The 12,826-nt window shown below is 60.4% G+C and carries 7 protein-coding genes and 2 CRISPR repeat arrays (1 of these 9 only partly in view); all 7 genes read right to left on the bottom strand.

Annotated elements, in window-relative coordinates; all coding sequences use genetic code 11:
* Window positions 1-208: a CRISPR direct-repeat array (repeat unit 37 nt; unit sequence GTCTCAATCCGCTGTTTCGCGGCCATGTCTGATGCAC); it reaches 328 nt to the left of the window's first position.
* Window positions 209-406: 198 nt separating this feature from the next.
* The 7 genes from DU478_RS05425 to cas1 all read right to left on the bottom strand — a co-directional run bounded on the left by DU478_RS05425 (window position 407) and on the right by cas1 (window position 12,050).
* Window positions 407-2,650 (bottom strand): TIGR03986 family type III CRISPR-associated RAMP protein, encoded by a 2,244-nt coding sequence (locus DU478_RS05425; RefSeq protein ID WP_114509927.1) that lies wholly within the window; start codon window positions 2,648-2,650, stop codon window positions 407-409.
* Window positions 2,643-3,938, bottom strand: a complete 1,296-nt coding sequence (locus DU478_RS05420) for an RAMP superfamily CRISPR-associated protein (protein ID WP_158545744.1) — start codon at window positions 3,936-3,938, stop codon at window positions 2,643-2,645. Before DU478_RS05420 ends, DU478_RS05425 begins: the two co-directional genes overlap by 8 nt.
* Window positions 3,935-5,848, bottom strand: a complete 1,914-nt coding sequence (locus DU478_RS05415) for an RAMP superfamily CRISPR-associated protein (RefSeq protein ID WP_114509925.1) — start codon at window positions 5,846-5,848, stop codon at window positions 3,935-3,937. Before DU478_RS05415 ends, DU478_RS05420 begins: the two co-directional genes overlap by 4 nt.
* Window positions 5,845-7,806 carry a hypothetical protein gene (locus DU478_RS05410; RefSeq protein WP_147276318.1) on the bottom strand — a complete coding sequence of 654 codons (1,962 nt, stop codon included), beginning with the start codon at window positions 7,804-7,806 and terminating at the stop codon, window positions 5,845-5,847. The genes DU478_RS05415 and DU478_RS05410 overlap by 4 nt, the downstream gene beginning before the upstream one ends.
* A gap of 14 nt (window positions 7,807-7,820) precedes the next feature.
* Window positions 7,821-8,591, bottom strand: coding sequence for a CRISPR system precrRNA processing endoribonuclease RAMP protein Cas6 (gene cas6, locus DU478_RS05405; protein WP_158545743.1), 771 nt, complete (start codon window positions 8,589-8,591; stop codon window positions 7,821-7,823).
* 604 nt (window positions 8,592-9,195) lie between these two features.
* Complete coding sequence (gene cas2 / locus DU478_RS05400) at window positions 9,196-9,486, bottom strand: CRISPR-associated endonuclease Cas2 (protein ID WP_114509922.1); 291 nt, start codon at window positions 9,484-9,486, stop codon at window positions 9,196-9,198.
* Between the two features lie 191 nt (window positions 9,487-9,677).
* Window positions 9,678-10,002: a CRISPR direct-repeat array (repeat unit 37 nt; unit sequence GTAGTGAACCCTTGGCCGCGACACAGCGGATTGAGAC).
* A gap of 107 nt (window positions 10,003-10,109) precedes the next feature.
* Complete coding sequence (gene cas1 / locus DU478_RS05395) at window positions 10,110-12,050, bottom strand: CRISPR-associated endonuclease Cas1 (protein ID WP_114509921.1); 1,941 nt, start codon at window positions 12,048-12,050, stop codon at window positions 10,110-10,112.
* Window positions 12,051-12,826: the final 776 nt, after the last annotated feature.

Here is a 12,826-nt window from a genome sequence, read left to right as displayed (position 1 = left end):
CCTTGCCGCCGCAGAGGCCGAGAACGCACGGGTCTCAATCCGCTGTTTCGCGGCCATGTCTGATGCACTGGCCGACGCCGCCCTTGCCGCCATGCCCGACGCGTCTCAATCCGCTGTTTCGCGGCCATGTCTGATGCACCCGGCGCCATCCCCTACCGGGAATTCACTTTCGTCTCAATCCGCTGTTTCGCGGCCATGTCTGATGCACTTACCCTCCACAATGCCTTGTTTTAAAAGCCACAAATTTCGGTCCCTCCAAGCCGGAGGTCAGATTTGCCCAGCGGAATGCAATCTCAACTCCCTTCAATGTTCCCCTATCATTTTTTCCCTTTCTGGCCATATCCTTATCATATTTCCAAGCAGGATCGGGTGTTTTGGAGCATTACCCCTCCCCCCGCAGTTGCACTCAGGTCTGCAAAAGTCGGCCCGGCGGACGGCGTGCGTCCGGGTTGCGCGATACACCGATCCCGGTCTTTTTCCGCAGATCCGCGAAGGCCTTGGCCTGTTTGCCTTCGCTCATGTAAGGTAAATAGGTCGTGCCGGGATCACGCCAGCCCCGCGGCCTTGCCGCCTCCAGCAGCGCCTGGATAGCCGGACTCTTGTGCCACGTCGCACTTGGTGAACCCGTCAGCGCAGCGATCTCCTGACCGAAAGCATCGAACAGGTCCTGCAGGGGCCCGGCGCCCTGCTCGGCCTTCCAGTGCACGGGATTGGCGCTGCGGTCCGCATCCCACGCGGTGTTGCGGCGCGTGTGGAGTTTCAGCGATGCCACCCGAACCTGCCCCGCCCCAAAGGGCTTGCCACGACCGATCAGATGCCGCGCCTCGGGGTCGGCGCCCAGCGTCAGCGCCCAAAGGATCGCCCCAAGTTCCGCCTTCGAGGCATTGTGCAGTCGGATCCGCCCGCGGAAACGCGCGTCGCCCTGCGGGACAAGGAAGCGCAGATGCGTCTTGGTCTCGCCCGAGACATCGGCGTTCTGGTCGCGAAGCGCCGACAAAAGCGGTTTGCCGGGATCGCCATCGGTGCCCGGCCGATGCCGCACGAGATACCGCTTGCGCCCGGCCAGCGCCACCTTGCTCGCTGTAGAATAATCCTTTTCAACCCCTGCCAGATAGAAGGGCGCGAACGACGCCTTCGGCGGCCCCATGATGGTTGTGATCGGCTGCTCCGGCCAAAGGTGGAAGTCACCCGGCCCTTCAGGGAAGGCAAATTCGAAGGTTACGCGCCCTTTGCGGGCAAGATCCGCCGGATCGCTGCGCTCGGCGACCTGAGCGTTGGCGGGTTGACCGGCGATGCTGTCCTTCGGCTCGAAGACATAACCAAAGAGTGCATCGACGAAATCCGGATCAGGCACGGTGCCGTCATTGCTGACCTTGTGCGCCGGGGCGCTCTCGGCCAGCACATCGCCGATGGAGCGCGCGTGCGGGATTCTATAGAGCCGCGTAAGGCCGAAGGAAAACTCGCGATCAGTTGCATTTTCGGCCAGGTTGCCAACGAAGAAGACAGGCACGCGGCCGCCTGCGGTGTAGGTGCCGTGGAACTCTGCCCAAGACCCGTCCGGCTTGCGGGCATTCTGGGACGGTTTGCAGTTCGATGTCTCAAAAACGTTCCAAGCCGTGTCACTGATGGGCACAGGATCGGCCCCCGCGTCGAAGAAGACGTATTCGTATTTCTTGTTGACGATGCCCTTGCCTGGCACGGCCCCAGAGACGATCAGGTGCCCCTTGCGATTGCTGTCACCCGGCTGAAAGAGGCGCCGACCCTGGTGTTCGCCCGCATCCGAAAAGGGCTTTGCGTTGCTCTGCGCGAAGGCCGCAGCGCCCTGCCAGGTAATCTGCCGCTCGGCATATTTGGCATCACGCTCTTTATGGGCCCATTTGCTGGTGACGTTGGGATCATCCGAGCCGACCAGGTCGGCGATCCGCACAAAGCCCCAGCCGCAAGGTGTGATATGCGGGGTGCCATCGACCATCGTCAGCCAGCCCGCCTGAAGTCCGGGCGTGCCTGTCGTGCGCTCGACGAACGCCTTGTAGCGCGGGTGTTCGAAGTCCCGCAGCGCAAACCGAGCATGGCGGTTGAGTTGGCTCAATCTGCCGGACGCCGCAACTTCGACGACGCTACGCATGGCGCCACGGATGGTGGCGCCCGGAACGGCCCATGTATCGCCGAGACGGAATGGCTCGACCGTTTGTGTCCCGTCCGGCGTCTCACGGGTTTCGCCGATGAGCAGCGGTGTTTCGACCTGCCAATCGACCTCAATCACCGCAGAGAGACGGCCCTCCGCCGGATGGTCATGCGAACAGGGCCGCTTTTTGAGGACGGAAACCGAGTCATTCACAGGCACGAAGCGGAAGGGCGCAGTGACAAGATGGCCATCCTTGACGGCATCCCACGGCGGCGGAGTTTTAACTCTTTCTCTTGGGCTCGAAGACTTCGTGGCTTGCTCTTGAAGTATACGGCTGACGGTTGTTTCGGCGGTCATGGCCTCTCGGACCTGCGCCCAGAGGGATTCTTCGTCACCATCAAATCCAAGCTCATCGAACGCATGATCGAGAACGTCGTCACGCACGTCGTCAGCCCGCGCCGATATCATGCGGCCGCGTCCGTAAGCTGCCAGGTCCCGGACAAGATCAGATGTGATGTCAGTCATTTGCTAATCCTCCAAGTCTCCTGACCGCGAAGGCGCCGAAGCCCCGCGTTTTCCCCAGCCCAAGCTCAAGACCCCCCCAGATGTCATCCTCAAGCTCGGTGATGAGTCTATCAAAGAAGGCACGGTCATCCGCTGCGGTGGCGGCCAAACGGGGGTGAAAGCGCAATGCGATTTCGTATTCTGGTGCAAGCCACGCCTCGACCGTATAGAGCGCATTGTCGATTGGCACGGCGCTGAACCGGTCGATGCGCACTGAAGTGACACGCTGCTTTTTGGGCGTGTTGCGCAAACGGATACGATCAACTGAGAGCTGACCTCGCCAGCCGGTGACACCGAAAAGCCTCTGGGTGGATGTCAGGTCAGCTGGATCGTCATCCTTAGCTAGAACAAAGTCTTTGTCGTCCCACCTTCCGGGGAACTCGATGGCTTCGAGCCACGCGGACTGCGCCCGTAGAGCACCAAGAAGCGTTGCGCCGGTCAATTCGGGGCCGCCGCCAGGCTCGCTCAGCCCTACGATCTGTGGGGTGCTCTTGTCACCCTTCGATGGCGCGTTTTCCGGGTCGGAAATCATAAACGGCGATTTTGTTGTCAACAGCAGCGCAACTTGCTCCCCTTTGACATCTGGCGCAGAGGCCTTCCCGACGGCCTCCCTCCATTCATTGGTTACATCGTCTGGGCTCCTCTGACCCGGCACAATGCGCCGCGCATGGAAACTGTTCGTCTCAGCGGCGATCCGCCCCATGGACTGCCGAGTGCCTTTTCCCAGCGCAATGCCATCGGCTGCAAGCAGAACGGCCAGTAGAGTCGCTAGGTCTGTGACGAGTTCCTTTTCGGGACTATCAACGCATACCAATCTTAGCGCGAAGCGCGCGCCCGGCTCGACAATCTCGCGCGTAAAGAGGCGGGACTTCAGCGCCACACCGGTCTCGGGGTCGATGGCGACGCGCGTTGAGCGCCTTGTTCCAGCCTCTTCCTGTGGTTCAAGAAACGCGTCGGAAAAGATCATCCTTCCGGCTCTATGTTGTGACCGGCTTCCCTCGGCGATCTTGTCTCCAAACAGCGCGCATGCATCGGGCAAGTGGCTACGCAAGCATCCCTTCAACGACGAACCGGGTATGTATGGTCTATCCTGCCAGTCCCGCATGACGGCAGCGACCTCAGGCACATTTGCATCAACGTCTTGGTCCGATGAATCGAGCACTGCCTCTTCCACCGCCATTCCGCTGCCAATATGCAAGGCGGTCCGAGCCACAAGGACTAAGTCGAACTCAATGCGCGCGCCGATCATTTGGCCACCTCGAAAATCTGCACAGAGACCTGGCCGAAACCATTCTGCGGAAGGAAGGGACATGATGTGAAATCAAGATCGCGCTCGAGTTCCGGCACGCCGACGGATGCATTCTCGTTTTTCGGAGCGACATCCCAAGCTGCGACCGGCAAACCCTCGACCGCAATACGGTGAAGAATTTCCGATGCTTTGTCTGGATCGAGAATTTCAAGCCGAAACACCGATCCGGTCTGTGTTAGCACGAAAGGCTCCAAGCTGGTTTGCCCGAAAAATTCATAACGCAATGCCTGATAGCCTGCGCGCAGCGCGACCTGGCAGAAGAAGTCCAACGCGGCGGGTCTAGATGTGCCGGGTGAATCCAGCGGCTCCGGCCTCTCTGGCGCCAATCTAAAGGCTCCGTTTCCGAGCGTCTGCCAAAACGCTTCAAGCGCATCGGAGAAGCGCTGCTGCGATGCGAGGTGCCATTCCCGCAACATTAGTGCCGGTGTGCAAATCTCAACCTCCACTCGCTGACCAAGCGCAAGCGGCAGACGCGGCGGCTCTGGAGCGTCAACCAGTTTGATGCCGAGGGTTTCTAGATTTCGTGCAGTGATCGTGGCGCTAGCGGTTTTTCCGAGAGTCACCAGCCCACCGGCCAAATGCTCAAGACAGAGCCGCGCTTCCGGACCGACACCATCCGGGCAATAAATCGTGCCTTGCCATTCCAGTGGAATGCCTCGGAATTCGGGATGGATCGCCGATTCCACGAAAAGCTTCCCATCCGCGGCAGTGCCACGTTGAGAGTCGATGGCATTTCGCATCCGGTCGTCACGCGTATAGTTCGCAACGCTTTCAAGAGCGCTCGGCGCGTTCGGAACTCTCTTTGGGGTATCCTTCGCGTCACTTTTGAAATCGGGTATCGGTCCGTTCGGCATTTGGGAAATCGGCAGAGCGTCGTCCCATCGAAACGCAAACTGATTGTCCTCTAGTGAGTTGTCAGGCTCCAAGCCTACACTGTCCAAGCGAACCATGATGTCGCGCCTGTGGTCGTCGTCTTCGCGACGATCGGGCAGTTTCGCTGTGCTTGTCGGCAGAGCATGAGAAATAACCATGTCTGAGAGCGCCCTCGCGATGCTGCCATCCAAAGGGTCAAGCCCGAGCCGCCTCAGTTTCTCCGCCAGCGCGCCCTTCAGGACACCACCTGGGATAACATGCTCTCCGGATAGGGTATTGCTGTCCGGACGTGTCGTGTTCACTAGGAGGCGTTTGTCGAGACGAAAACGGTAGAGAAAATGTTTTCCCATTCCCTCCAGCGATTTCGAGACGGGCATGCTGATCGCCCCTGATATCTCGCGCTCAACGACCTGCCCATAGCCCACAGTCTTGCCTCGGCCGATGGCAAAAACAGCATCAAGTGCTGACTCAATAGCGGATCTCGCTGATGCCGCCTGATCCGCACTTTCCAACCAGGCCAGCAATGCACCGCGAAAGCGCACTACTGAGCCGGGTTGCGCGACGAGCTCGACCGTCTGCAACTTTCCCTCGACGCCAGATCCAGTCTCGTCATTGATGGCAACCCGTGTAAGGCGACCACTTTTCTTTATGTGATCAGCTCGGAGATCTCGAAAAATCAAGGCCCCGCGATTTCGCGGTTCCAGATCATCCACCGCATTCTCGCCGCGCGCATCGGACCCTTCGCGTCCGAATGCCGCTTCGACGGACATTGGCAATGGGAAGTCGGCGTTGGCCAATGCAATCCAGGCTGCACGTAAGACGCCCTTGAGATGCGTGTCTGGAATGATTGGACGACCGTCAGGATCTCGCAATTGTATTACGTCTACTCCAAAACGCGCCGCCGCACCGCCGCCGATCAGAAACGGCGCACGGATACCTAGGCAAATATCGTAGCGAAACAGCCCGGGCGCACTCATGCGGCATCCTCCCGGTCCAGGCGCTCTGCAAACGGCGCGACATAGTCCCAAAGCTCTGCGAGTGCGACCAGACGCATGAGCGGCGCCGATCCGGACGACGGCAAAAGCTTGACGATCCGGTCCGCTTCCGCGACACCACGCGCTCTGAATGCAAAGTCAGTCAACAACTTCTCGAACGAACGATGCTCCTGCTCCAATATGTCCTCAGCAGCAATATCTTGAGCTGTAGATCGCTTAGAAATCAGCGCTTCGATCAGACGATAGACTTGGGAATGCGGCAGGCTGTCCGTCAGCTCGGCAACGTTTGAAAGAAGGGCATTCAGATCATCACCTGTTGCCCGGAAAACCTCGCCAGGATCAAATGCGTGATCCAAGGCAAATTCCTGATATCCCTCGCGTAGCGCACCAATCGCATCTGAGCTGTAGGACAATTCAGGCACGTCGTGGCTCTCTGAAATGTGAAACGCGAGGCTTTCCTTCCGTTGGGCTGTCCCATAGGCCTTCTTAGCGTCCTCGCAGAGTTCGTGCGCCGCAAAGAGTGCGCGCCGCACTGGCGTTCGCGAATGGCAGATCAGCAAGCCAACACGCCAACTGGGCAGTTCATCCAACACTGTCTTGTCACCGACGGTTACTCTACCTGCATCCGCGTCGTCCTTTAGGAGCCGCATCGCCTCGGCCGCGCCTTCGGAGAAAAGTCCTAATACGAGCTGCGCGATCTTGAAGGCATGCGCGGCTGGGACGGCGAGCACGAAATCCTCACCACCAAAGAGAATAGTTTCCATGCGCAGAAGTCGCTGGTCCTGCCATGCCAATGTTCCTGCCCGTAGCACCTGCAGGCGCGCCGGGGTCGTCCAAAGACCTGGCTTGCCCCAGCCTGGCGCCTCTTTCCGATCTTCCGCAATGAAGTGCAGAACGAGGTTTTCCAGCACATGCGCATTCACCCGGCGCACAAACAACGAAAAGGCCGGAATATCGCCGATCCGATTCCGAAGCTTCGAAAATCCGTTTCCGTCGAAGTGAAGAAAAGCTAGCTTTCCTTGCACCGAAGCCGGAAGCGGGCGACCCATCGGTCCGGCGATATCCTCAAAGCTACGGGCGAAGTTGTAGGTCTCGAACAGTCCGGCAGCTTCGAGACGCTCAAGCGCTGGCACCGACAGCGGCTTCGTGGCATCCGGACAACCGCCTGCTGCTTGACGCAGCTGAAATGCATAGATTTCGCGACGCGCATGGCGTCCGTAGCTTCGCAAGTCGGCGACGCGGCGACAGACCCGGATGCGCTTTAGTTTGCCTTGTTCCTCTACACTTTTGTCCGGAACCCGCTCGGCGGCCGGATAGCGGTCTTCGTTCACGACTATTGTTGCGCGGTCATCTTCGTCCTCATCCACCGTAAAGCGCAACGGGTCGATCGGGCACTGCCGACGCGCCTTGTCTGCCAGCGAGCCGGTCTGAACCAATGCAGGCGCAGACCGCGGCACGTTTGGGCTGCGCAACTGCCGACGCCGCGACCGGATTTGCGCCCAACGTAGCGCGCCGGACACGCCGCCTTCAGCCACTGGCTCCACGTCGACCATGATCGTCATGTGCTCGGTCGGGGCTTCGTGCACAAGTTCGACCTCTTTCCGCTGCGCTTGTTGGGACCGGGAATGGTCGGGGAAAAACAGCGGTTTTGGTCGATCTTTCGGCGCCTCGTAACTCTGGCGCAATTGTGCGTCAGCGCGGTCCCGCAACTCCAAAGCCTTGCGTTCATCGATCCCTGGGATGAAGAAAGCAGCAATGCTGGCGCCGTGCATCAGCAGTTCCGCGTCCTGACCTTGATCCTTGAAGAACCGGCACAGCTCCACCGCAATGGCCTCAAGACAGAGGCTAGAGCCGCGGATGCAGCTCAGATCGTTCGTGTTGACGATCGTATCACCAAAATTCACGCCCTCAGCGCGCAGCACCCAACCAGCATTTGTCACGACATTTTCTCCATTCAGATCACCCTCTCCAACCGAAAACGCCCTTGGCCGAAAGCAGCACGCGCTCCAGCGAAACATATCTCTCCGAGGGCCAGCAGTGGCGCGACCGTGGCGAGGTCGCCGCGATAGACGACACGGCCAATCGCCCCACCCATGGGCAGAACCTTGCCCTGCCGCATCGCGCCCCGGCGCCAGGGCACGACCTCGGCCTGCTCCCAGGTGCCGTCGAGTGCCGATATCGCCGCCAGCGTTTCGGCCCGTGCCTCGTCGCTCAGTTGCAACGCCGACCAGCGGGCAAGCCCGTCGATGCGATCGACCAAGCCCTTCAAGAGCGCGCGCGGCTCTACATGATTGCCCTTCTCGGTGTTGCGGATCAGGACCGGCGTGACGAACGACAGTTCGGCCATGCCACGCATGACCGGCACCGCCACGCCTTCCTGTGCCACCATGATCCGCCGCGAGGGCTCGAGCCGCCCGATCCCGCTCAGCCCGGCGCGCAAGCCGCGGACCAGCGCGTCCGCCACCTCGCCCAGATAATCCCCCGCGGCACCGAAAAGCCGCACAGTGATCCAGAGATCATTGTCCAGCGCATCCGCCTCGATGACGAAGGGCGACGGCAGATCGTATCCCGGCCTCAGCTCCCCATTCTTGCACCAAAGCACCTGGTAGCCGCAGGGGGGCTCCCAGCGACAGGGCTCACCGGCCTGCGCCTCGGCGCTCGCAGCCGCGTGCAGGGCTGTGCCAAGCGCGCCACGCACCTTTCCGGGCAGGGCAGGATTCGCCACAAGACCGGCGCAATTCGGGATGCAAAGAGAAACTTGTGAAAAGGCAAACTTCTCAGAAACTCCTCGAATATCGATCATTCTTCATCCAATAAAGCCTTAAAAAACTAGAAACTCACTCATTGCAAATTTGAAACACTTGGCGGATCACCTCGCCAGAAAATCAGTTACCAGCTTGAAACATTTCAATATGAACTCGGGGTGCTTGTCACCTATTTTTCCATCCTCCTCAGTGGATCTGGTCGGACAGTCTCAAGGAAAAGCAACGAACCAAGCTTGCTCTGCAAGAGCGGGGTCACAGGTGTAATCAAATCGAAAGCGGTCGTCTTAGATGCCTGAAAGTCAATAACAGCTTGGCCTCACCTCTTCGCACGAGCGGACCACTTTTCGTGCCGGAATGGCGTCGCACGCCGGGCAGTGACCCAAGAGCGGTGCAATATACCCCAGGAACAAACCATGCCCGACGAGCCAGCGGTGCAAGCGGGTAGGAATTTACGCTCCGCAACCGATTGGGGCATGCGCCTTGCGGAGACATCGATGCCGGGTGAAATTCCTGCAACGTTGAATGACAAGTGCTGCGTCAGCGCGCTTCAACAAATTCCAGATCTCAGACCACCCAGAAGCCGGCGTCCTCTTCCATCGGCACGCCGTCACCGTAGACGCGGCTGCGGGCAAGGCCGTCGGCCCCCACCGCGTAGACGCGCAAGCTGTCGCCTGCATCGAGCAAAGCCGACACCCGTTGCGCGACAGCCGCCGCACGCTGCCGGGTCATGCGGCATTCGAAGACTGAGAATTGCACCCTGCTCGCCGCGGCCTCGAGTATCTTGGCCGCCTTGCGACGCTTCTTGTCCTTCGAGATGTCATATGCGAAAACCGTCAGCATTTCGCCCCGTGCCATAGTGCCCCTCCAAAAACCCAATTTGCATCAATTCCCACTTGGAAAACGCCGCAAAATGCTGATTACAATGCGGATTGTTACATATTTTTCCGGCATAATCATGCAAGTTATGCCATCATGGCCAAATTTTGCCTTGCGCCTTGGAAAGTGGCTGAGAAATCCGTTGCGAATCAGAATGCTGCAAGAGATAAGTAGTGAACCCTTGGCCGCGACACAGCGGATTGAGACCCTTTCCCAGACAGGTCACTTGACCACACGGGTAGTGAACCCTTGGCCGCGACACAGCGGATTGAGACGGGGCGGGCTGGTCTATCAGGGCGAGGATCGCGTAGTGAACCCTTGGCCGCGACACAGCGGATTGAGACTACTGAATTTTGCTTCTTGTTCAGAAGCAACAAGGGTTATTTGGGGTAGTGAACCCTTGGCCGCGACACAGCGGATTGAGACCAGCGCCTCGGCCTTCTCGTGCAGTTCTTGGCGTAGTGAACCCTTGGCCGCGACACAGCGGATTGAGACCCGAGGCCGATGGAGCCCATGGCTTGGAACTGGGGTGGTCAGTCCTTAGCCGCGACACAGCGGATGTGCGCCAAGGGGCAATCGGAACGAGCTGGCTCATCCGGCGATCAGTAATCCTGAACCGCCGGGGCAAAGTTGGCACGATCAGGATCGAGGACATGCTGGGCAAGCGCCCTTGCCTCCTCGACCAGCCGCGGGCGGCCGGCCATCCGCCGCCCGCCGTGCGGCGATCGCGCCACCCGGTCCATGGCGGCCTCATAACCGCGGATCAGCGCGACCCGGCCGTCACGCGCGATGCGGACCGGATCGTCGCCCTCAAACATCTCTGCACTCAGGTGCCGGTGCAGGAAAAGCGAAACAGCAAGCCCTTCGGTCAGAAGGGCCCGGGGCCCTTCCATCACATCCCAGACGCAGGCGTCGTGATAATCTGCCGATGCGTGCAGCACACCGAACCCCGGATGCAGTCCGACCTTGACGATCGCCGCACGCACGTCACGCTCCAGCATGGCCGTGAGATAATTGATTGCGGCGTTGAGCAGGTCCGAGGCCGGGCGCATACGCCGAAAAGGGATCGGCGCACCGGGACAGAGCGCGCCGAGCGCGGGCCAGTAGATCGCCGCTGCGGCCCCCTCGTGACCGCGCAGTGCCTCGATGCTTTGCGCAGTGGGTAGCTTTCGAATGGCTCGGCCCAGGGCCTTTGCGGCGACGATGATATCATCCCGCACCGCGCCGGGGTCCTGCGCCCGGTTCAGCACCTGCAGCCGCGCCCGCATGTTGCGGAGCCGCGCATCGACGATGACCCGAGCCAGTGACAACCGCCGCGCCGGGTAAAGCACGAGGCGCGCCTGTGCCATGTGCAGGCCCGCCCGGTCGAACGCAGCCGGCTGCAACCAGCCCAGGGTGTCCCCTGCCCCATTGGTCAGCGCGAGGTCAGTGCCTTCGTGCATGGCCTGCCGGATGGCCTCGGTCTCGATTTCCGCGCCGGGGCCGATCTCGATCCGACCGACCCGCCCGGGCGACAGGGTCAGAAGCGCGCGCCCCTCATCGGTCCGCACGCAATAGCTGAGGTTCGAAAGCCCGAGCCGACGGTCCGGCTGCTGCAAATGAAGCACGCGGCCGCCACGGTCGTATCCCGCGCGGCGCTCTTCGGCGATCTCTTCCGCGACCTGCTGGTCTGCGCCATCTTGGCGCGCGAGGTCTCGCATAGTGCCAAGAATGTCCTCGGCTGGGTCGGACACCTGGCGCAAGGTCAGCGACCGGACGAACAGATGCCCCAGAAAGGTGAAGCCGGTATCGAAATCCACCACACGGCTTTCATCACTGTGCAGGTCGAGCCCGTGGCGCTGCAGCACCTCGCCGGACCGGGCCAGCGCGGCCTCGGCATCCTCCTGACGTTTCGCAAGCAGCACGAAATCATCGGCGAAGCGCACCAGCGTGATCCCGTCCTGCTCCAGAGCGGTGTCCAGCTGGTCAAGGTAGAGATTGCTCAGCAAAGGCGACAGCGGTGATCCTTGGGGCAGTCCGCGCCCGGCATGTCCGAACTCGTTTCCGGCGTGTTCCAGCCAATGCGCAACAAGGTCCACGATCATGCCCGCCTCGTCTTCGTCGGCCAGCGTTCGTTCCAGCAGCGCCAAGAGCGGGTCGTGCGGGATCGTCTCGAAACAGCGCACGATATCGGCTTCGGCCACCCAGGCATATCCCTGCCGCCGCAGCGCACCGATCCGCGCGACGGCCATGTCGACCGATCGGCCCGGTCGGTAGCCATAGCTGTCCTGATCGAAGAGCGGCTCGAACACCGGCACGAGGCCTGTCGCCATCGCTGTCTGTGCCACGCGATCGATGATCGACGGGATGGCAAGCGGACGCGTGCCACTTCGTTTCTTGGGAATATGCAGCAGGCGATAGGGACCGGGGCGGTATGTGCCGTCGCGCAGCGCGCGGGACAGGGCAGACAGCCGACCTTTGTGCCGGGGCTCGAAATGCGCGATGGTCTCGCCGTCGCCGCCGGCACAACCGGCATTGCCCCGCACTTTGTGCCAGGCCGCCATTAGGCTCTCGAAGCGGGTAATTTCGGTGAAGAGGCCGGAATTCGTGGTTTACATGGGGCCTGCTGCGGAGAAACGATGAATATTACAAACTGCAAATCCGAGACGAGTTGGCGTGTCCCGATTGGAAAATCCGGTAACGGCTTGAAATAGAATTGAAACTGGCGAAAATGAAAACAAAAAAGGGAGGGTCAGGTCAAAAATGTTATCTGGAGGGGCGCTGATGTGGAAATGGCTCGAAAAATTCCATTTTGCAGAAGGCTTTACAGGAGGTGAGTCTCTGCGATCTGGCCGCGACACAGCGGATTGAGACCGGATTTGCCAGCATCTTTCGACTTGCCGCCGTCTCTGCGATCTGGCCGCTACACAGCGGATTGAGATCCGGGGCCGAAGGTGGCGCGGCTGAAGGCAGCTTGGCGGGAGTCTCTGCGATCTGGCCGCGACACAGCGGATTGAGACCGGAGATATTGTCGGCGCCTTCACTTCCGTAGTCTCCGCGAGTTGGCCGCGACACAGTGGATTGAGACTCATGCTGCTTCCCCCATGCGCAGCCGGTCGTGCGCGCGGTCTGGGTGAATTGGCCGCGACAAAGCGGATATTGAGCGGCCTCTGGGTCAGCACTTATCTGCTCACTGCAGGCGGCGTCCTGTCATCGTCAGGTGACGGGCGCTTAGCGAATTTCAGGTCCATGACGAAGACAAGGAGGGGCACCGCCTCCGCATCGGTCCCAGAGGTGTCGGAAGGGGTGATCTGAGCTCGTCACGGCAGGACAAATGCCA

Source organism: Thalassococcus profundi (genome assembly GCF_003344785.1).
Lineage (GTDB): Bacteria > Pseudomonadota > Alphaproteobacteria > Rhodobacterales > Rhodobacteraceae > Puniceibacterium > Puniceibacterium profundi.
Note: the sequence above shows the minus strand (reverse complement) of the source record. Positions and strands in the feature narration are given on the sequence as shown.

Excerpts from the sequence above, each read along its gene's own strand:
- DU478_RS05420 (WP_158545744.1), bottom strand. The coding sequence starts at position 3,938 with ATGATCGGCGCGCGCATTGAGTTCGACTTAGTCCTTGTGGCTCGGACC.
- cas1 (WP_114509921.1), bottom strand. The coding sequence starts at position 12,050 with ATGGCGGCCTGGCACAAAGTGCGGGGCAATGCCGGTTGTGCCGGCGGC.
- DU478_RS05415 (WP_114509925.1), bottom strand. The coding sequence starts at position 5,848 with ATGAGTGCGCCCGGGCTGTTTCGCTACGATATTTGCCTAGGTATCCGT.
- DU478_RS05425 (WP_114509927.1), bottom strand. The coding sequence starts at position 2,650 with ATGACTGACATCACATCTGATCTTGTCCGGGACCTGGCAGCTTACGGA.
- cas2 (WP_114509922.1), bottom strand. The coding sequence starts at position 9,486 with ATGGCACGGGGCGAAATGCTGACGGTTTTCGCATATGACATCTCGAAG.